Source organism: Alicyclobacillus macrosporangiidus CPP55 (assembly GCF_000702485.1).
Classification (GTDB): domain Bacteria; phylum Bacillota; class Bacilli; order Alicyclobacillales; family Alicyclobacillaceae; genus Alicyclobacillus_H; species Alicyclobacillus_H macrosporangiidus_B.
The window spans coordinates 4,010,948-4,031,454 of record NZ_JNIL01000001.1 but is presented as its reverse complement, the minus strand read 5'-3'; the positions used below and the strand labels follow the sequence as shown (position 1 = coordinate 4,031,454).

Here is a 20,507-nt window from a genome sequence, read left to right as displayed (position 1 = left end):
TCTTCGCCGTCACAGATACACGTACCGGACATCCGGGTGCTCCTGAACGGGCAGACTCGAAATGGTGTAACCCAAAATGCTTGCCTCATCGAGCATGCCGTTTGTGATTCCGTTGAAACGCCAGGTGTCCGTGGCCGGGTCCCACTTCGCAATCACCACGTAGGGAATCCGGCGCTCCCGCGGCTCGTAGGGCAGAAGCTCGCTGATTTCCACCACCCGCTTGCCGCCTTTCTCCGGCACCGACATCATCCCGATGATGTGTTTGACGCCCATCGTAATGAGATCCCCGATCATGGACGCCCCCGGCCTACTTTCGTGGCTGGAGATGAGCGCCGCAAGTCTGCGAATCGCCGCCGCGGTGTCCGGCATCCCGCGCACATGCAAGGTCGTGCCGGTCTGGTAAGTGACGGTCGAGGCCGCCTGCAAGAACTCCCACGCCACCGGGGACGTGCGCACCTCACCGACGTACACGTTGTCAAACTGCATCCGAAGCGTGTTGACCACCTGCTCCGCCATCCGTACCGCGCCGTTGCCCTCCGCGTTCGCCGGACGTTCATAGAGTCGCGCCGCCCGTTCGCATAGAGGCTGAAGCTCGGGCATCTCCTCGATAATCCCGGAGACTCGGTCAGGCGGAACCTTGCCCAAAAGCGCCGCCATGAGCGTCGATTTCGATGAACCTGTGCCGCCCACGATGACAAACGGCCGCGCCAGGCGCTGCATCCACTCGAAGAAGCAGAGAATCGTCTCATCAAACGTGCGCAGCTGCCACAACTCCTGAAGAGTGAAGTTCCGCAGCGGCTTGCGGATTGTCACGATGAGACAGTCATGCTCCAGACGCCGCCCGTCCTCGTCCGGTACTGTCCACCCCGCGGGGCCTCCCACCACGTGCATCCGGTATCCGTCCGGGAGAATCGCGTCACAAGAGGGCTTGGACAAATCGAAGTGGTAATTGGTCCCGGACAACTTCTTCTGAACGAAGGCGTACAACTCCTCATTCGACATGCGGGCCTCCGTCGATTCGTACCGCTTGCCCGCCCGGATATAGAACGTCGCAAATCCCCCGTAAATTTGGATGTCCGACACAAGCGGGTCGTCGATGAGCCGCTGGATCTTGCCATAGGAGTACATGTCATTGAGCACGGTGGTGATGACGTACTCCCGATAGGCATGCGGCACGTCAATCTCGCCCGCGATCCGGCCCAGGTACGCATACGCCGACTTCCTTGGCGGAAGCTCCCGCCACCACTCGTTGCGGCGACGAATTTCTTCGAGCAGGCGCTGGTAATGCGGTTCGGCTTCCCGCGCGAGCCGTTCCAGTTCAGGCTCGCCCCGCAACACCTGTTCCATCTCTCGTTGAGCCTTTTCAATCTCTGCCAAGTGCATGGCCACGCCTCCTTTCACTCGAAGGCGAACTGCACGGCAAAACAAAAGCCGCGCACCACAACGATGCGCGGCTCGTCTCTCACGGGAGGATTATTTGGAAGCTGCCGGATTGGTCTGCGGAACCGTCGAATTGATACCCGTTGCTGGATTGGTCTGCGTTGCCACGGGATTCGTCGCTGCTGTCTGCCCTGCCGACAAGAACACCACGTGCGCCTGCCCCGCCGTCAACGCGGGCGCAATCGCCGCGTACTCGTCGCTGGGCACGAACAGAAACAGTGTCTTGCCCGAGTTGTTGTTGTTCAAACTCAGGGGACTGCTTTGCTGTGTCTGCGGCGCCGACACGGCGAGCACATGCACCGGGTACAGCTTCGGCACGGCATTCTGGCCCTGCGGCGTCACCACCAGCGCCACGTCCTGCCCCGGCTGCGCGGCGCTCGCCAGTGCCGAGTTCGCGGGATAGTCCACCAGCACCCCGTCCGTGTGGTGTTCCGTCGCGTACTGGGACGCCAGCGCCTGAAGATCGTCGGTGGTAGCCAGCATCCCCTTCATAATCGGCTCGCCCGGCACCACGGACACCGACAAGTAGTGTCCTGTCACGTCACCGGCACGGGTCAGTGCACCCATTTGCCGCGCAAACGACTTGGGGACTTGCGCCGTCGTCAAGTCCCCAGCCTGCACCGGCGTATCCGCCGGGATGAACGATTTTGCTGTCACCACCGGCACCGTGTCGGTGGCCATTTTGTAGCCAAAGGCAAAGAGTCCTCCCGCTACCACGGCAAGCCCCACACCCATCAAGAGAAACGTGCTTCGTTTCACAGTCTCCACCGTCCCTTCTTCTCGAAGTTCTCCGGAGCGTCCGACGCCGTATCCGTCACACCTGCCGCGCGCAGCAGCGCCCGCACCGCATCGCCCGTCTTGCGCGAACCCATTGGCGTCAGGCCCTGCTGCACGCGCTCGTACAACGTCTTGTCCTCGTGCACGACGCCCAGTACCCGGTACCCGGTTTCGCGCTCCAAAAACCTCGCAATCTCTTCTGCGCGCCGCGGCCGCTCCCGAACCCGGTTCATGACCAGATACGCGGGCTTGTCCGTCCCCTGCAGGAACGGCCGCAGGTCCGTCCACGTGGTGCGGTCGGTTGTCGTGACTCCCATCACTACGTCCGCCTCGTGCAGAGCAACAAGCGTGGAGACCAGTCGCGAAGCGTGCGTGTCGAGCACAACGTAATCGGCGTACTGCCCGGTCAGGTGAATCAGCCGCCCAGCTCCGTCCCGACTCAGTCCCAGCGGACGTTCTCCCTTGGGAATCAGCCACCAGCCGCCTTCCGTACGCATCATGTTCTGCTCCAACTCCGGGTCAGCCAGGGTGTCGGGCAGGGTCTCAAATCGGTCGGATGTCACCACGCGCTCCACCTTGAGCAACCCCGCCAGGTTGCCGTTCGGGTCCAATTCCACGAGCACCACGCGACGGCCTTTGGCCATCAGCGCGTTTGCCATGAGCACCGACAGCGTCGTCTTGCCCACGCCGCCTTTGACCCCGGCCACACAGATGACCTTGGCTTGGCGGGTCAGTGACGTGGTGGCAAACGGCCGCGTGTCGCGCAGGTCAGTGTAGGAAGACTTTTTGGGACCCGCAACGAGGGATTCGAGCGTCACCTTGCCGTCGGTCTCGGGCTCGCGTTCCCACCGCCGGACATACTCCGGAGAGGGCGGGTACGGGATGACGTCGTCATACCCGGCTCGCAACAGTTCGGTGTACCGCTCAGACGGTACAGTATCAGGCGTGCAAAGCAGCGCCGCTACGCCAAAGCTGTCCTTCACACGCCGTACCGTCGCCTCGTCCCAGCCCTCCATGAACACCGCCACCGTGGCACCGCAACCGTCGGCAGAGATGTCCTCCTCGCGCGCCACAAGCTGCGCCGTAATTCCCTGCCGCTCCAGGTACCGCCTCAATCGCTCACCACGCACCGGGTCCTTATCAAACAGCGTCCACATTCCGGATCACCTCCCACAGCCTCTCAAACCGGAGCCGCCAGACGGGGTCGCGCAGGGTCAGCGGCGCACCGACAAGCGGCGACGTTGCCTGGCGCATGTCCCACGGTACGGTGATTGCAGGGCGGAACTCAGGCGGAAAAGGCCAGGGCACCCCCGTTTCCTCATATCCCACGAGCACCAGAACAACAGTCCGAGTACTCTGCCGCTGTGCCTGCAGCGCCAACTCAATACGGCCCAAATCCGGAGTGACGCCGTACACCACGACGTCCGGAACGACATCCGATTCCTCGTGGTCCACGCACACCAGCGTTGGATTCACAGTCTCAACGTCCGCCCACCGTTCATACACCGGTACGGTCCGGTTCCACACTCGGTACGGCGCCCGGTGATCTGCGTAAATCACGCTTCCCTCCACCGTTCCAGCCAGGTTCCACGACAGAAAGCTCTTCCCGAACCCCGCAAAGCCGACTTTTCTCATGCCGCGCCCCCCTCAATCGGGACGGGGCGACCATAGTAGAAGCCCTGGCCGTACTGTACGCCGAGTTTTTTCAGGTACACGTGCTGCTCTTCGGTCTCCACCTTCTCCACCACCAACTCGGCGGATAACTCTGCCGCGACCTGAACAAGCATCGGTAAGAACACCTCCACCCCATCCGTCAGACGCACCTTCACGAAGTCTGGTCGTAGAACGCTCCACCGGGAGATCCCGTTGAACCCGTCTCCGAAATCGTCCAAAGCCACCTTCAGGCCCCGCTCCCGGAACGGGGCCAGATACGTTGCTGCCGCCTCGGCGTCGAGGCGGCTTCGTTCCGTGATTTCCAGGACCAGTCCCGTCAAATCCTCGTCGGGCGGAAACGGAAGCCTTCGCTCGGTCAACAACTCCGACGTGACGTTCACGAACACCAGTTCATCACTGTTTTTCGCCCGCTGCGCCGCCACGTCGAGGATGTACCGGTCAAGGCCCGTCAACAGTCCCGCGTCTGCCAGCAGCCCCAGCGTCTCACGGGGATGAGCAAGCAAAAGTTCATGCCCGAACACCGTCTCGTCCGCGAGGCGGACAATCACCTGTTGCCGAAGCGCCACGCTCATCCCCTCCCCGACTTTGTGACGCCGTAGATCCAGTACCCTTGCGCGTTGGCCATCTGGGGATTGGGAACAACGTACACGCGTGGGAACGCGTTTTGCAGCGCCGGGAGTGCAATCGCATACCCGCCTCCCGCAACAAACACGGTCTGCACCCGCCGCATCGCCTCCGCTCCCATGCGTTCAACGATCCGTCGGACGATGAGACCGCCGAGGCGTTCCATGTGCCTTGTGCGCTCCGGCTCCACAGAGACGGTATGCCCGCCATACGCCACCTCGCCTCGGGCAAGAAGTTCGTCGTAGATTCGATCAGACAAGGTCGGTGTCTCGCCTGTCCGTTGCCGGAACACCCCGGCCAGTGCCACGTGCAGGTCATGCACCCCCACGTCCACCGAGTCCGACAGGCGGTTCACCAGCGCCAGTTCGGGCTGCGTCTCAAAGGTGACGAAACCCGTTGTCCGCGTCCCGACGTCGACCAACAGCAGGTACCCGCCATGCTCCGTCCAGGCAGAATTGCGAAGCTCCAGGGTAACCGGATCGAGGAGGCTCGCGATCATCGCGCCCATCGCCTGCGGGATCACTCGCACGCTTCGCACCTGTACGTCCACCGTCCGCCCCTGCACTGTCACCCGCCCGGTGGTCTCCTCCAGACGTTGCCGCAATGCACGCCGCTGCGTCTCGTAGTGCGCCAGCGGCAACCCCGTCACCACGTCCAGCGGCTCGCCGTCCTTGGCCAAAAGCGCCAGCGTCGTCAGCCACAGCGCCGACGTGTCCTCGTCTTCAAACTTGCGCGTAGACAAATTAAGCGCTGCGTCCGCGCTCTCCCGCCGGGCCAACTCCCCGACGAACACGCGCCGGGTGCCCGACGGCGTTTCCAGGGTCACATCATACTCTGCGGAACGCGACCCAAACATCTCTTGCATCACCAACTCGTGCGCTTCCCCAACCAGCGCTGGAAACCGCACCTGGCGTTCTCCATCCGTCGCCTTCACCCATCCATAACCCAGGTCCACACCAAGAATCATCCGCATCCCCCTCCAACACATCTCACCGTGCATGGCAACCACTTCACCGTCCAAGCAGCCCGAACCACCGCCGCCGCTTCCGCGGTGCCACGAATCCAAACACTTCGTCCCAGAACGGCTTCATGGCCCGGACGATCCGCTTGCCGTTTATCCCGCCTCGCTTTTCGATGGTCGGGTCGAACGGGACCACGGCCCGTACGGAGAACGGCAGCAGGTACTGCGCCATCGCCCGCTCGTCTGACCGTGCCTTCTTGCTCTTGTTGAGGATCGGCGACACATCCGCCTTGGACAGTCCCGCGAACACCAACTTGTCTGCGTGCTCCTGAATCCGGGCGAGCTGGTCCACCGCTGGCACGACGACAAACAGCACCTGCGTCGTGTACGGCAACACAGCCTGGTGCACCGGCGTCCATCCCTGCGGCATGTCGAGCAGCACCGCATCCATTTCCTCCAGGCAAAGCTGCAACAGGTGCAGGGCGTCCTCCGGGTCCTGGAGCACCACTTCCGGGCTCTGTGCTGACGGAAACAGGTGCAGGCCGGATTCGTGGACAAGACACATCCCGTCCCGCACCGCCTCCTCCACCGAATTTCCGCGCCAGCCCCTGACATCTGGAGCGTCGGCAAATCCGAACTTCTGGGCGATGTCCCCGTTGGTATCCAGGTCAATCACCGCGACCCGCTTGCCCCGCAGTGCCCCGTAGTACGCCATGTGCGCACCGAGCGTCGAACGCCCGGCTCCGCCTTTTGGGCTGTCAAGCATGATGACTGGCGTGCGACGCCGCACCGGCGCAGATACCGTGTGCCGGAAAGGCAATTCGACTGAGCGAGGTCTTTCTGGATTTGGTGATTTCGGCTTCGGTTCAGGTGGAGGAGACGGAGAAGAAGTCAGTGTAAACGTCTGCGGCGCCGGAGATTCAGGCACCGCTTTGCGAATCTGTTCATGCCAGCGCATGGCATCCGCGAGCCGAAACGGTGGCATGTACTCGTACACCGGAACTTCCGGTAAGCGCTCCTGGATCGCCGCTGCGACGTTTAACCGGGCATCCACAAAGACGCCTTCCAATTCGCCCTCCGCCGCAAGCCGTTTCAATTCACTCATCGCCGTGACCACGTGCACCTCGAACACCCCGGCGCACTGGGCCTGCACGTCGCTCGCCCCGTCCTTGCAGACCAGTGCAAACACCGCCCATCACCTCCCCATCGCGTCAGTCGTCGAGCACGAATCCTCCGTCCTCGTTGTCGTCGAGGGCCTCATCGTCGAAGACAAATCCGTCCGCAGACTTGCCGACGCCAGGGCCGTGCGCTATTGCATCCTTCACTAGGACCGTCGTTTCCATGTCCGGGGCCAACACCTTAGCCTGGAACCCTCGATCCCCTTTCCAAATGGCCTGCCACAACCCTGACAGCGCCTCCGCAAATGCCGGATACTGCGCCGCTGGCGGTATACCTGTGGTCATGGCCTCGTATACCCGCAATCCCAAGTCCTCAATTACGAGGTGCACCGAGTCCGCTGGCAACGAAACTCTCACTGGAACCCGGTTGACCACCACCCACGCATCCGGCCCCGGCGGTGCCGAGAAAGCCTTCGCCGGGTCGCAGTCCTGGACAGCGATCACCGCGTCCGCCTCCACGTCCGCCGTCGTGTCGCTTGCGTCAAGCACCCACATATCGCCCCCATCCGCCTGCGCCGCCCCAAACACGATGTCCCGATAAGGCGGCGCAAGCCAAGACGCCAAGGGACTCGCACTGGATACAGTGACAAGCTTTGCATCCATCCCCTGCTCCCGCAGCACGTGCCACAGATTCCAAGCAAAAAAGGTCCCGCCGGATTGGCGGGTAGACACGACCTTGACACGATACGGGCCGCGCGGGATTTCAACCCGCGGCACCTCCGGTAACGTCTCTGCGAGAAACGCGAGCACACGGGCAGCCGAAACCTCTTCGCCTTCCGGCCACGCCAGCACGTCCCGAATCCCCAGTTCCTTTGCCTTCGTCACCATGTCCCGACCTTTCGCATCCAAGGTTCCGGCCACAAACCGAACCGGAACCCTGGACTCTACTGCCGCCTTGGCGTCGGTCAGGCGAGAAACCAGCGCGATATCGGCGTGCATCAAGTCGACCCAAGCAATGCTTGAAGACAAGGTATTTTTTAGCCACGCCTCCGTCGCCGGGTCACCGAGTGCCAGGTACACCCGCACGTCAATTCAACCTCCGTTTCAGTCCTTCGGAAGCTCGGAACCGAACCGCGGCACGCTCAGGGACAGAAACGAATTCTCCGGTTATTGGGTTGCGAGCCATGCGCGCCGCACGCTGGACTGGAATAAAACGCCCGAGAGGCGGCAAGGCAACAGACTCCCCAGCCTGTAGCCGCTCTCCGATGACTTCGCACAGCGTTTCGATCACCCGGCCGGCCTTCGCTTTCGTCAATTCCGCGCGCACGGCCAGCTCCTCGATCAATTCCGTCTTCGTCACGACCAACCACTCCTTCATCTGAAATGGAATTGCCTTCACTCTGTAGAGACGTGCATGGCATCTGGCAAAAAGAAAAGCCGCCCGAAGGCGGCCAACCGTCAACGCACTCAATCAAGCACTTGCTGCCATGTATGTACATCAGGGACGAACCCCTTGAGTACATACCACTTACCCTGTTTTCGCACAAGCAAGTCGGGAACGGCCTGGATTTGGCTATCCATCCCGTCACTCGGCAAGGCGTACAGCATATCGTTAGCTTTCGATTCGGGTACCCCGGCGCTTTTCAATGATTGAGCCATCAAAGACTTAGCCTGCTCAACGGACGTGACCTGGACAGGTTTTTGGTCCCCTTCGCTGCTGTTGAAGAACACCGCTAGAATTTGCACCTTGTCCAATAGATGGTTCTGCGAAAGAAGTTGCAACGCCTTGTGGCAGTACGGGCACCAGTACGCCACCACAAGAACGGGCCGATCCGAAGACACCCGAACGACATGCCCCGACGCGTCATGCACAGGAGTTTTGAGTATCCCCTCCATCCAATTGTCGTCGGCACTCACAAGCCCCGGTAAGGCTGATGAAGCCGTCGTTCCTGGATCCGCCTCGCCAGCGGGAGACAGAGTCGTTGCGCTTGTCAACGCCTGCCCTGCTGTTCGCCAACCGGCAACCGTTCCTCCCGCGTATCCTGCTCCCGCCGCTAACACCAGTGCGCTGAGACCCAGCAATTTCCGTTTCCAACTGGACTTCAACTTCATCGTCATCCCTCCACATCTACACGAGAAGTGAATGACGAAGGCCACCCCGATGGGGGTGGCCTTCGTGTTAGTGCTTAATATCAAGAGATATGCGGCGGCACATATGTGTAGCTCGTCTCCCAGTGTCCTGGTGTACAGGTGGTGACAGGCGTGCAGGTGGTTACAGGCACGTGCATACACTCCTGTCCCCCGAATGCAGGTTCCCACCAACATACTAACTGATCTGTCGTGGTGCACTGCTGGATTGTCGTGCACGACCCGGGCACCCAGTAGCTGCCCGTGGCTTGGTTGTAGCCCGGATACGCAGTCAGCGTGTGGCTCGATTGCAACAGGTGCCCCTGCGCGTCATACAGGTTTGCCGCGTACGTGTGGGCACGTCCATCCGTGATGGTCGTGTAAAAGGTCTGGGATGTTCCCTGCCGCATGGTTCCCACGGTCTGCCCGGTGGTCTGATCCATCAGGATCACGGTATACCCTAGCCGCTCGACCGCGGTGTTCGTGCTCACCGTCCACGAGAACTGGTTGGAACTGCTGTTGGCGACCTGACCCTCCAGTTGCACAGTGACATCTTGCCACGTCACCGTCACTGCCTCCGACTGCGCAACCGTGCCACCGCCCGCATCCTGAATACGAGCCACATAGGTGTGGGTACCCGCCGCGTTTTGCGACAAGGTGGTATTGAGAGAATTACCACTCGAAACTGGACCGGCCACTCGCTGACCAGTTGTCTGGTCCAGGATGTCGAGCGAGAACGGTGACACGTTTTGGTTCACTGTCGTACTCAGGGTGACGCTTTGACCCGCCACCAACGTCTGTGTACTGGCCTGAAGTGACACTGTGAACGCCGGGCGCACCTGGACCGAAGTGGTAGCGGTCTTTCCAAGGAAAGACGCCGTGATTGTGTACGTCCCTTGCGCAGCGGGCGTAAACGTCGCTGTGAAGTTACCGCTTTGGTCTGTGGCAACCTGTGATGCAGACAAGCTTCCGCCGTTCGCAGATAGCGTCACTGTCTCACCGGATACACCCCTTCCATCGGATGTGACTTGTCCGATAATCGTGACATGTTGACCGGGCAAAACATTCGTGTTCGGGGTTGCCTGGACACTGAGGCTCAGCGTAGCCCATGTAACCGTCACAGGTTGCGAGAACACCGCTGCGTCGGCCGAGCTACCAGGACGCCCTACATAGGCGATATACGTATGCGAACCCGGTTGGGATTGGGAGACTGTAGCCGTGGCTCCTGTTCCGCTCGTTATAGGCTGCCCGATCCATTCGCCGGTGGTTTGATCGAAAATCGTCAATTCATAGCCGTTCACGCCTTCGCTTGCGGTCGCTGTCAGAGTGACGCTCTGACCGACATACGCCCGCTGCGAGCTTGCTGTCAGGGTAACGTCCATACCCACGATACCGGTTTGAATTGCATTTCCGACCCCATTGTGCACGCTTACCGTATAGCCAGGCGTGTGTTGTCCCCAAAGCCTTTGTGCCATATCGTCTGCAGCCACCGCTTGTTTGTGCCCGCCATGGGCGTAAGTCACCCACATGCCTGTCACTGCAGCGCCAGTGATGCCGATGGCCGCCAGGATCAAGACGATGCGCGGCACCATATTTTCTCCGCCAGCGGGCCGCCAGCGTAGAGGCCTCTTCAGGCCCTCGAACATTCGAATTCACCTCCCGAATCATTGCGTTATGCCCGCAGCCACTCACCCCGTATAAGCCACGGCACCATGAGGACTGTCACCAAAGCCCCAACCGCCAAGTAGAGTCCCATGGGTGCCAAGTGACGTTCACCCGGCGGCGTATGACGGCTCGACAGCCGTGGCCACCAGGGTTTGGTCAGCAGAGCCAACGCACATGACGTCGCAATCGCAATGATGCTGAACGGTCCAAGCCCAAGCCCGGTGAGCGCGGCCATCTCAATGTCACCCAAGGCGGCATTGCGGCGGTCTGACACCCACCACAGGGCTGCGCACAACAGACCACACGCGACGGATACCAAGGAAAAGTGGACAGCTAATACCGCGAGAGCGAAACAGAAGATCGCAGTCTCACTTACACGTCGGTAGAGCACATCGGTGATCGCACAGAGGACAAGGAAAGCAACGGTCAACCAAGCGGCAGAGGATGACCAAAGGTGCAGCAAACAAAAATCCCCTCCCTTCAGTAAGGGGAGGGGTGTATGGCAAGGTAAGAAGCAAGTGAGGAGGCAGTGAAAAAATGGACTTCCTCCGCAGAGGAAGTAATTCACCTCTAAAATCAGCGTGAATACAAGGATTTTCAGGGTCTTCACCCGCAGGCTGCCAGCAGCCTACCCGATACGCTTCCACCCACGTTCCAGTTGATAATGCTCCTTGCTACCCTACGGTTTTCCTGCAGAATAATCCCTCGTCGTTCTCTACATAAAATTCCATTTGAACGCTTGAAGTTTCCGTACGCTTCCAAATTGTTTCCAAAAACCGACGTCTGGCTTCATTCTTGGTTACCCAAACCACTCGTTGGAATGAAGCATCCAAGGGTTCGAGATTCACTGCGTACATGTGGTACTTCCGCCAAATCTGGCGTGAGTTCTCCGTCGCGTTGTCGTACTCGATCCACCAGAATCCGTCCGGTGTACGAAGGGCTGCGTCAGGACGAATAGCAGTACTGCGAAGATCCGTATCCAGCTCTCCACTGGTCATCTTTCGCAAAAACCACAGTTCGTCTGCCGCTTCACGAGTGCTGAACCATCGTACACCTTCAAAACCATGCATCCGAAGATAGCGCATGAGAATCGCATTCAGTCCCAAGGTATGGTTCGTCTGAGCCTCTATGGTTACTGGCTTAGTGTCAAGGCCGATCATCTGGTGCACGAAACGGACTCCGACTTCAGTTAGCAGGTAGGCATAGGTGTTACGTCGCACCCAAAATCCTCGAAGTAACGGTTCTGGCCACATGTTTTTAAGGCGAGTAACGTATCGTTCCAGTTTCGCTTCACTCCACCCCAGCACAAACAGTGCGTCCTGCCGCAAGATGACTCCCGCGTCGAACACCACTCCAAGCAATTGCTGCTCCGGAACAAAATCACTGTCTCGCCACTGCAGAATCACTCGTCGCCCCACCTTTGCAGAAACGATATGACAGGGTTCTGTGGGACATCCTGTCCCACATTCTCTTGACCCGATTTCTTGGTGTTTCCGGAAACGACCAGCCCCTGTTCCAACAACCACTTGCCAACTTCCTCCGCCACTCGGCGTGGTAAATCGCCGTGAATTCCGTCCGCCCAGTTCTCGTCCATCGCCCGGAGCAACATCTCCTCCAGGGTCCTCGACCGTTGTCGAGCAGGCAATCGCCGAACGAAATCAATCACTCTGGGGTCACGAAAATACACGTGCATTCGCAGCACTTTGCCTCACCGTCCCTTTGTGGGACGTAAGCGCCCACATTCCGTAACCGACTGGTGTGACCTGGACGGAGTTGTGGGCGTTTTCGTCCCACAGCGCTTTAAGCGCCCAGCCACTCCAGCACGCGACGTTGCTGTTCGCGCTCCACCGCTTCCTCATCCTCCATCGTCGTGACAGGCATCAGATCGTCCAGCCAAAACGTCTCCCGGTAGCGGGAAAGTTGAACGACAGCGAACCGGCGGCCCACAAAGATGATCTCGCCTTCTTGCACAGACCGTTCCAGCTCATCCTCTGACGAGCGCTTTTTCTTCGCCGTCTGCACACGAACCCAATCTCCCACCCGCCACATCGTTGTTGGCATTTCGATCCCCCCTTGTACCCACGTTTCCTGCATGGCAAAAACGCCGCCCTCAAACGAGAGCGGCGCGGCCTGTGCCGTCAGTACAAATCATCCGCCGACAACTCCCGCCGACGACGAAGGCTACCAGTCTTCGCTTTCTCTTCGTCAGGCCAGTACCCATGCTCCAGATAAAAGTTGAGCCGTGCTTCCGCCTCCGCCGCCGGGCGGCCCAACTCCTTTTGCAACTCGTATCCGAACGTGCGCAACTCGTCATACCGCCTGCGAAGCGCTGGCTTGTCGAAGAAGTTCACGGGCTTGCCGTTCGGGTGCCAGCCCTCGTACACGTCGGGCGGCGGTGTCTTCGTCTCGCACGACGAAGACTTCCCGCCCACCGTCGTGAACACCGCTGCCACGTTGTCATCCAGCGCCCGTAGGTAGTCCGGTGAAAAGTGCCCCTGCGTGAGTTCCGCCAGCACCCTTGCGCTGTCCGCGCCAACGCGAAGGGAGATGAAGTTGCCCAGCACATCCTTGATCGCTTTCTTCAGTTCCCCGTCGAACTGTTCGACGGACTGGGTGATCATCCCCAGGCTCAACCCAAACTTCCGTGTCTCCGCGATGATTTTCGCCATCACGCCGGTCTGCACCCGGTGGCACTCGTCAACCAGCAGAAAATGCGTCAGCGCTGTGCTCTCCAGCCTCGTGAGCGCCACCTGGTAGTACCGCTCGATGAGCCCGCCCATCAGCAGCCCCATCAACTCCCCGCCCAGGGCCTTCACGTCGAGAATCAATATATGACCCTCGTCCATCCACTCCCGGATCGGCAGGGCGTACTCCGGCTGGCCGAAATACAGTGCCGTGGAGCTTGAGACAAACGGGCGCAAACGCCGCTCCACCGGGGCGTAGTAGTCCGGGTTCTTGGCCTGTGCTGGATAGGTTTGTTCCCAGTAGGACCGCAAGAGCGGCGTCTTGAGTCGGCGCACCACCGGCAGGCGCCAGTTCTCGTCCTTCAGCATCGGGATCATCCCGGCCAGGACATGCACCACTTCGTTGTCCTCCTGGAACGCCGCCACGCACTTGTCCACGATCTCGTCAATCCTCGCCCCGCCGCCATACGCACGGCTTATCGTCGCCACCAGCGCGTCTGCCGACAGCACCCGCAGCAGGTTCATCGCCACCGGATAATCGCGGTTCGAGAAAGAGACAAAGTGCACCTTTTTCCACAACGGGCTGTCTTTGGGCAGCGTCGCTTGCAGGCGCGACAGGACGATGAGCGCCGTCTCCGACGCCGGGTCCACCAACGTAAAACCGGGCTTTGGCGCGCCCGGCTTTTGCGTCGCCCACTCGTCGATGATGGACTGGATCATGAACACCAGCGTCGAGGACTTGCCGGCGCCCGTCATGCCGGTCATGAGGAAATGCCGGGTGAACTGGTCATACGGAATTCTCACCAACCGCGTGGCCTGCGTCGGATGTCGCAGGTATCCAATCGCGACCCCCGTGTTGAACTCCTCATCGCCCAGGGTGCGGGCGTGCTGCCGAATCACCGGCATCTTTGCCCATTCGTCCGGCGACGGAACGTGGACAAGCTGTGCCAACTCCTCGGCCGACATCACAAATGGCTTTAGCACGCGCGACACGACAAGCTGGTTCTCGGCCGCTACGTCCGTCAGCGCCCCAAGCATCCCCTGGAACCATGACTGAGCGCGTCCTGTGTCCTCACCCTCAAACTGAATCGTCACCTCGAATAGCTCGTCGAGTTCTTCATACCGCCGCAATATCCCCTGCACGCGCGCCTTCTGATGCGGGAGCATCGAGGGTTTGGACTGTTGCGATCTGCCTTGTCTCGGCTTTGGCGCAGGTTTTCCCGTGAACGCCGCCCCCAGCTCCGCGATGGTTTGCCGCCCAATCTCCGCAAAAGCCTCACGAGTGCCAGCCGCTCCTGAATGGGCTCTGGCCGCCTCCGGGTCCACCTTGGCGTGGGCCTTGCGCACCCGTTCAAACGCTTCGCCCCCGTCCATGGGACTGAACGCGATCTCCACGGCGGTCTTTGGTCCCATCGCCCGCAGCAGCGTCACCAATGGGTCGGATTTGCCAGGACGGGCGAACGGCAGCATGGGGTGTTTGGCGGTGATCCGCATTCGTGTCTTGCGGTTCTCAGGGCTCGAGGCCTCATGGCGATTCTCCTGTGCCACCACATGCCATTCCAGCGTCGGTGGCAGCGTCCCTCGAACCCCTTGCACCCGGTCGTCCGGCACGATAAACCAGAACCACACCTCACCGCGCGTGTCCTTTTCCACCCGGAAGGTGAACCATACCCGTCCCTTGGTGTACCGTTCGGCCCTCGGCCGCCGGAAATGCGTCAGCCGCGCCAGCCACGCGGCGGTCTCCTGTGCGTTGTACACGTGGTTTGAGCGGGCGATGAGCGCTCGCGGCTCACCCCTCCAGCGCATTCGCTCCATCGCCACGCTGTCTTTGTCTCGCATGGTGCCGTATCCTACGGCACTAGCCAACCCAACAACACCAGCACCGGCCAGGATGTGTTCAACCAACGGATCCATGGATGTTCACCTCCCGCTCATTGACTCGAACCAGTCACCGACACCCGCATCGGGACTTGAAACGTCACGGCATACTGGCCGCCAAACAGCGCCCGAGACGCCGTGTCGAGCCAGGGCACATGAAACATCCCGGAGGCTGTCACGGTGACTTGGTTGTTCTGTACCGTCGTTGTTTCGTTCAGGTTCGAAAACATCGACGACAGGTGCAACTGCTGCACGCTCTTCTGCCACTGTGCCTGCGCCGCCGCAACCGGGTCGCTCGTTTGTTGGGGTGCTGCGAGGAAGTATCCCTGATTACCCGTGGTGGAGATCGCCTCACGATGGATCACGGTCTGACCGGACCATGCCGCCGCCTCCGCCGCGGCGCGTAGATGCCGGTATCCCGCGTGAGCGGACCCAAACGTCATGAGCATGACCATCAGCAGCAGCCCTATCGTCACCCACACCAGTCCCTTGTACAGCGCAGCCATCGCACTCCCCCCTCAATTTGGCGGCCCCGTGAAATACGTCTCGTTCGCAGCCGACGCGCTCACGCTCAGTGGAATCGTCAAGGGAAGGCTGTTGGGGTGACCAAGCGCGCCAAACAGATCTGGGAGCAGTATGGGGGCCTGGTATTGCACGGTGACTTGCGCCTCAGGTTGCGCCGGGCCGTTTGTCACTGACGTGGATGAGACCGTCCACAACAACTGGTCATGGTACGTCTGTGGGAGATTCGCTTCTTGCAAGGTGTCAGCTACCGCTTTCTGCACCGTCTGAGTGTCTCCCGTCAGCGCCGCAACCCGAGCCCCGTTCTCAGCCGCGGTCACGAGCACCTGCCGCACGTGGATGAGTGACGAGAAGATGATGATCAGCCCCAACGCCACCAGCGCGGCGGCGGTAGATACCAAGCTCGCGTATAACATCCCCGTCCCGGTTCCGGCACGCCGCAGGCGTATCCACTTGCGCACCGAAAATCCCCCCTATGACACAACAGGGCGGGCAAGACTTCTCGCCCGCCCGCCCCCAGTGCCAACAAAGTCAGTTGCCCGAACCGAGTGACGGAAGTGAAATGCTGCCGCCGCCCGTGTACGACCCCGTGTATCCGCCGACGGTCGTGGTGCCGCTGGTGGAACTGACAGAGTTCATCGCGTTCGCACCGCTGGTTTGCGCCTTGTTGATGCCAAAGATCATGAGCGCGCCAATCGCAATGACGAATAAGGCGGCGATCACCACGCCAAACATCACATACACCAGCTTCGTGATATTGCTGGATTCCGCGTCCGCGCGCCGCCACCGCAGCCACCGATTAGAACGATACATTCGTCCCGCCAGAGTGCCCAACTTGTTCATCACGTCACATTCCTCCTTGAAGTTGTGAATTGGATTGTGGGATACCCCTTCACACGTTAGAGCGGTGCATGGCAAACCCATTCACGCTCCGAACATCGTGGTAAACGCCTGAATCGCCGCCGGAAACACAGCATTCAGCAGGGTAGCGCCAAGTAGCAGCCCGCCGGCCGTAGAGAGTGTGATCGACGCGACCGTCCAAATGAGGTTCGACAACATCCCAGCCGTCCCGGTGCCTGCGCGCCGAAATCGAAGCCAGCGGCGAATCAATCGCCCTCGCCGGACCGGATCCCGGACTGCGACACGTCGTATGAACCTGTGCATAAAAAAACACCTCCCTCAATCGGGGGAGGCGTGCATGGCGACACCTTTACAAAGATCCAAACCCGAACGCGCCGCCAAGCAACTGCAAAAGGTACGAAAACATCGCCAGGAACATGTATCCGAATACCGGAATGCCAAGGCCCAGGGTGGACAGATAACTTATCTTCGAGATCGCGTTGTTGTACTTCGCCTCCGCCTCGGCGTCCCGAATGCGCTCCTCAATCTCCAGCGACGTGAACATCATGTCGGTCAGCGGCGTATTGTACCGGGTGGACTGGGCGAGAAGCTGGGCGAACTGTGTGGCCTCCGCGAGTTTCAGCCGCTCAGCCATCTGCATGAACGCCTCCACCACCGTCTGCACCCGCATCCCGGTGTCCCGCTCCCGCTCGTCTGTGTCTGTTGGAACCTGGCCAATGGCGATACACACGTCGCGCAGATACGGCTTCAGCGGATACGCCGCGACCGTCTCCGCCGCCACAATCCCGCGCTCAACCGGCGCGCCTGCCTCCGCCAGCAGGGCAATTAGAAGTCTTGCCTGCCGAAGCTGGCGACGAAGTTTCAGCCGCGCCCGCCTGTACGTCCGCTCCAGATACATGTACGGGAGAAAAAATGCCAGCAGCGCCAACGGCAGCGCCCAGTACCATTTCACCAACAGGGCCACCGCCGCGACGAGCAGGGGCATGGCAAACGACACCCGGTAGGCGATGTCTGCCCATTCCGGTTTGCCGATCTCCTGCGCATACCGCACCATGTCCCGGTGCATGGTCTCCAGAAACCCGGCCTTTTGCGCGGTTCGCCTGTACGTGCCCCGGATGGACTGGATGCGAAGTGCCTCCTCCTGCGCCTGCACCAGGGCGAAGCCCCACACCACGACGAACACCGCTAGGAATCCGAGTACCCCTAGAATCAATGCCACCACGGTCCATTCCCCCCTGCATTGGCGCTGTTCCCCGTCTGCAACCATTGCTCTTCGTGCGCAAGCAGCCACTCAGCGAGTTTCGGGTCAAACTCCGTCTTAGTCTTGGCGATGATCTCCCGGCGAACCTGTTCATTGGACCACGCGGACTTATACGGGCGAGCATGAAGCAGCGCGTCCAACACGTCCACCACCTTGACCACCCTCGCGGCAAGCGGAATGTCCTCACCGGCTTTCTTCTCTGGATACCCGGTGCCGTCCCAGTTCTCGTGATGGTATCTCGCCACGTCCTTGGCCAACCGCCATGTCAGTTCGTCGTAAAGCCAAGACGCCTGGCGCTTGACGTGCCGCTCGACCTCTTGCAGCACCGCCCATCCCTTGTCCGTGTGCGTCTCCACAAGCGTGCGCTCTTCTGGGGTCAGCGGAGCGGGTTTGTACAGGATCTCGCGCGGGATCGCGGACTTACCCACATCGTGCACGTAAGCAGCGACCGTCAGGCGCGCCACGTCCGTCTCCGAAAGCCCGAGCGCCCCACGGGCAATCCACGACGTGTACCTCTCCACGCGCTGCAGGTGTTCCAGCAAGTCCGGGTCTCCGTACTCGGCGGCAAATGCCAGCCCCCGGAACAAAGCGTACTGAAACGCCAACCGCGCCCGCTCCGTTTCCCCGCCAAACACGTCTTGCAGGTGTGCTTTGCACTCACCGGACGCTGGATCTTTGTCCACAAACGCGTGAATGAGCACTGTCTGCCCATCTCTTCGCCGAACAAACAGCGTGTGCAACCCCGGCTCGGAGAGTTCTGGATGCAACAACTCACAGGGCAGCCCCACCAACTCCTCGGGCCGAAACCCCAGCAGCGGTTCGGTGTTGCCTTCCGCACGCTCGATTACGCCTTCAGCGTCAATCCAAAGCTCCGCCATGCGTCCCCTCCTCTCCCGTGTCGTGGCCGATGTCAAACACAATCCGCCCACGACCGTCTTGCTTACCGCGATACAGAGACAGATCCGCCTGTGCAAGAAGCTGTTCGAGCGTCCGCCCGTGCCGGGGATAACAGGCCACGCCCATCGTAAGGTCAAGTCCATAGTCCTTGAGGGGCAAGCGTTGTTTGATGCCCTCAAGCCTCTGCACAATCCCCGGATGACACGCGCATGCCTCGAAGATGAGCACAAATTCATCTCCGCCCAGACGTGCCAACACGTCGTATGTGCGAAGCTCCGCACGCAGTGCCTCCATGATCACCTGCAGCGCCTCGTCTCCTTTTGCATGACCCTGTGTGTCGTTGAGCCGCTTAAAGTGGTCGAAGTCGAGCAGCACCAAAACAAACCCCATGTCGTCGGTGTACCGCCGCACCCGGTCGGCGAACCACTCCTGCAAGCCTTTGCGATTCAAACACCCGGTCAACGCATCATGACGCGCCTCCGTCATAAGCCGTTCGCGGTCATGCAAAAGCGCGTCCACTGCCTGCGCGAACCGCGCCGCCTCTGAATACTCGGCATCGGGTTCCGCCCGGAAATACACCCGGTACACCCCATCCGAACAGGGGACGTCCAGTACGGCGAATCTCGATTTCCAATCCGGCTGCCCCGCGAGGATTCCACGCTCATGCACCGTCCCGTCCGGTTCGTGAACCTCCACACCAAAGGCCCGCAAATCCATCCAGAACGCCATGTGCGCTTCCCGCCAAGACATGCCTTGCGCCAGCCGCTCCAAAAACCGTGTGAACACCTCCGTCACCCGCTGCCACCTCCTGTGCCGATGGCATGCCCCGGCGGGCGCAATACGCCGCCGGTCAGTTTCCCGCCGGGAATCACCCGAGCTAAATCTCCCGACACCTCGAAACCGTCCTTGGCGTCGATGAATCCCACAATGTCACCCGCTTGCGCTGCCCCTACGCTCGCGCTTTTGGGCAGCGCCCACTTTATGGCCCCGTCGCCCCGCGTGCGAAGCGTCAAGGTCCCTCCATCTGGTAGCGGCAGGGTGATGATGGTCGTGCCGCCAGACGTCTTCCACGTCACCGACCCGGACGCCGGGGCCACAATCGGCAGCGAAGGCAAGAACTGCGAGACGACCGGGTTCTGGCTCTCGCCTTTGACCGACCACCAATCGTTCCCCGCTGAACTCATCGCCAAGTCCGCCTCGCCAAACGGCCAGAACCCGCCGCCGTCCAGTTGCAGGGGCGGCGTGTCCAGCACGTAGGCGTAGGTGTACCGCATAACGCTCGCCACATACTGGTCCTGGCCCGCTCCGCCGTAGTAATGGGCGCTGGCCGACGCCCAGGTGCCGAACTGGTTGTAGAGGGCCGACAGGTACTTCGCCCCGGCGGCCAGCGCGTCCGCCGGGTCCCATGGGCTCGCATACGGCGCGCACCCTGTGTTCCCCCTGGCCTGGCACTGGGCGTTGAGCGTTGCGATCTGACTGGCCGCGCGCGACGGCGTACCAATCGGCGCCCACATCCCATCCGCGTCCACGCCGTACCCTCCGTATTGCTGAATGCGCTGCGCGTCGGTGTCCGGTTCGTCGATCCTGCAGTACGGATTGCTCCACCCGCTCCAGGTCTCTGGTTCGAACTGCATGAGCCCCATCGCGTGGCTCCCACCGTAGTCCGCGTACGCGGTCGGGTCCCAGGCAGACTCCACCATGACTTCACCCGCGATGAGTTGCATGGGAACGTGGTACGTGAGACTCGCCTGTTGGACATATGCCACGAACATCGAGGGGATGCCGTTGGCGGGCGAGACATCCTTCGGGATCTCGCCATTCCAGAAATCGGCCATGTACGCCGCCCCTCTGCCCAAGACCGCCACCACCAACACGAGCCCGAGGGTCGCCGGGGCGAACATCACAAGCAGGATTCCGAGCACGATCCACGCGGCATGACGTCTCAACAACGACCGCCGTAATGCCACACGCAGCAGCACCTGCAAACAGAAACACCCCCTTCAATCTAAAGGGGGTGT

General features: G+C 60.8%; 23 protein-coding genes. All 23 read right to left on the bottom strand.

All coding sequences use genetic code 11. The features are described from left to right. Positions 1-9 precede the first annotated feature (9 nt). Positions 10-1,383, bottom strand: coding sequence for an ATPase, T2SS/T4P/T4SS family (locus N687_RS0120080; RefSeq protein ID WP_029423543.1), 1,374 nt, complete (start codon positions 1,381-1,383; stop codon positions 10-12). Between the two features lie 90 nt (positions 1,384-1,473). Then, the gene (locus tag N687_RS0120075) at positions 1,474-2,208 is read right to left on the bottom strand and encodes an SAF domain-containing protein (RefSeq protein WP_231493549.1); all 735 of its coding nucleotides are present in this window, start codon (positions 2,206-2,208) and stop codon (positions 1,474-1,476) included. Then, positions 2,196-3,374, bottom strand: coding sequence for a ParA family protein (locus tag N687_RS0120070; RefSeq protein ID WP_051663499.1), 1,179 nt, complete (start codon positions 3,372-3,374; stop codon positions 2,196-2,198). Before N687_RS0120070 ends, N687_RS0120075 begins: the two co-directional genes overlap by 13 nt. Further along, a complete protein-coding gene (locus N687_RS0120065; protein ID WP_029423540.1) occupies positions 3,358-3,852 on the bottom strand; it encodes a hypothetical protein in 495 nt (164 codons plus the stop codon). Before N687_RS0120065 ends, N687_RS0120070 begins: the two co-directional genes overlap by 17 nt. Next, positions 3,849-4,463 (bottom strand): EAL domain-containing protein, encoded by a 615-nt coding sequence (locus tag N687_RS0120060; RefSeq protein WP_231493548.1) that lies wholly within the window; start codon positions 4,461-4,463, stop codon positions 3,849-3,851. Before N687_RS0120060 ends, N687_RS0120065 begins: the two co-directional genes overlap by 4 nt. Then, positions 4,460-5,482, bottom strand: coding sequence for a ParM/StbA family protein (locus N687_RS0120055; RefSeq protein WP_029423538.1), 1,023 nt, complete (start codon positions 5,480-5,482; stop codon positions 4,460-4,462). The genes N687_RS0120060 and N687_RS0120055 overlap by 4 nt, the downstream gene beginning before the upstream one ends. 43 nt (positions 5,483-5,525) lie before the next feature. Then, positions 5,526-6,665, bottom strand: a complete 1,140-nt coding sequence (locus N687_RS0120050) for an AAA family ATPase (RefSeq protein ID WP_029423537.1) — start codon at positions 6,663-6,665, stop codon at positions 5,526-5,528. Between the two features lie 22 nt (positions 6,666-6,687). After that, positions 6,688-7,680, bottom strand: coding sequence for a hypothetical protein (locus N687_RS0120045; protein WP_029423536.1), 993 nt, complete (start codon positions 7,678-7,680; stop codon positions 6,688-6,690). A 1-nt stretch (position 7,681) separates the two neighbouring features. After that, positions 7,682-7,954: an HU family DNA-binding protein gene (locus N687_RS0120040; protein WP_029423535.1), complete on the bottom strand. Its 273-nt coding sequence runs from the start codon at positions 7,952-7,954 to the stop codon at positions 7,682-7,684. A gap of 107 nt (positions 7,955-8,061) precedes the next feature. After that, positions 8,062-8,706, bottom strand: coding sequence for a hypothetical protein (locus N687_RS21670; protein WP_035462560.1), 645 nt, complete (start codon positions 8,704-8,706; stop codon positions 8,062-8,064). 80 nt (positions 8,707-8,786) lie between these two features. Then, a complete protein-coding gene (locus N687_RS0120030) occupies positions 8,787-10,367 on the bottom strand; it encodes an Ig-like domain-containing protein (protein ID WP_029423533.1) in 1,581 nt (526 codons plus the stop codon). A 693-nt stretch (positions 10,368-11,060) separates the two neighbouring features. Beyond that, positions 11,061-11,792, bottom strand: a complete 732-nt coding sequence (locus N687_RS0120020; protein WP_051663497.1) for a replication-relaxation family protein — start codon at positions 11,790-11,792, stop codon at positions 11,061-11,063. Continuing rightward, positions 11,789-11,980, bottom strand: a complete 192-nt coding sequence (locus N687_RS24985; protein ID WP_231493547.1) for a hypothetical protein — start codon at positions 11,978-11,980, stop codon at positions 11,789-11,791. Before N687_RS24985 ends, N687_RS0120020 begins: the two co-directional genes overlap by 4 nt. A 206-nt stretch (positions 11,981-12,186) precedes the next feature. Further along, positions 12,187-12,447 (bottom strand): hypothetical protein, encoded by a 261-nt coding sequence (locus tag N687_RS0120010; RefSeq protein ID WP_029423529.1) that lies wholly within the window; start codon positions 12,445-12,447, stop codon positions 12,187-12,189. Between the two features lie 77 nt (positions 12,448-12,524). Continuing rightward, positions 12,525-14,984 carry an ATP-binding protein gene (locus N687_RS0120005; protein WP_029423528.1) on the bottom strand — a complete coding sequence of 820 codons (2,460 nt, stop codon included), beginning with the start codon at positions 14,982-14,984 and terminating at the stop codon, positions 12,525-12,527. Positions 14,985-15,001: 17 nt separating this feature from the next. Next, positions 15,002-15,454, bottom strand: coding sequence for a hypothetical protein (locus tag N687_RS0120000; protein WP_029423527.1), 453 nt, complete (start codon positions 15,452-15,454; stop codon positions 15,002-15,004). Positions 15,455-15,466: 12 nt separating this feature from the next. After that, the gene (locus N687_RS0119995) at positions 15,467-15,931 is read right to left on the bottom strand and encodes a hypothetical protein (protein ID WP_035462556.1); all 465 of its coding nucleotides are present in this window, start codon (positions 15,929-15,931) and stop codon (positions 15,467-15,469) included. 70 nt (positions 15,932-16,001) lie between these two features. After that, positions 16,002-16,316, bottom strand: coding sequence for a hypothetical protein (locus N687_RS0119990; RefSeq protein ID WP_029423525.1), 315 nt, complete (start codon positions 16,314-16,316; stop codon positions 16,002-16,004). A gap of 78 nt (positions 16,317-16,394) precedes the next feature. Then, a complete protein-coding gene (locus tag N687_RS0119985; protein ID WP_029423524.1) occupies positions 16,395-16,634 on the bottom strand; it encodes a hypothetical protein in 240 nt (79 codons plus the stop codon). A gap of 46 nt (positions 16,635-16,680) precedes the next feature. After that, the gene (locus N687_RS0119980; RefSeq protein ID WP_029423523.1) at positions 16,681-17,553 is read right to left on the bottom strand and encodes a hypothetical protein; all 873 of its coding nucleotides are present in this window, start codon (positions 17,551-17,553) and stop codon (positions 16,681-16,683) included. Beyond that, positions 17,541-18,470, bottom strand: a complete 930-nt coding sequence (locus N687_RS0119975; protein ID WP_029423522.1) for an HD-GYP domain-containing protein — start codon at positions 18,468-18,470, stop codon at positions 17,541-17,543. Before N687_RS0119975 ends, N687_RS0119980 begins: the two co-directional genes overlap by 13 nt. Further along, complete coding sequence (locus N687_RS22640) at positions 18,451-19,284, bottom strand: GGDEF domain-containing protein (protein WP_051663495.1); 834 nt, start codon at positions 19,282-19,284, stop codon at positions 18,451-18,453. The genes N687_RS0119975 and N687_RS22640 overlap by 20 nt, the downstream gene beginning before the upstream one ends. Continuing rightward, positions 19,281-20,468 (bottom strand): transglycosylase SLT domain-containing protein, encoded by a 1,188-nt coding sequence (locus N687_RS0119965; RefSeq protein ID WP_029423520.1) that lies wholly within the window; start codon positions 20,466-20,468, stop codon positions 19,281-19,283. The genes N687_RS22640 and N687_RS0119965 overlap by 4 nt, the downstream gene beginning before the upstream one ends. Positions 20,469-20,507 lie beyond the last annotated feature (39 nt).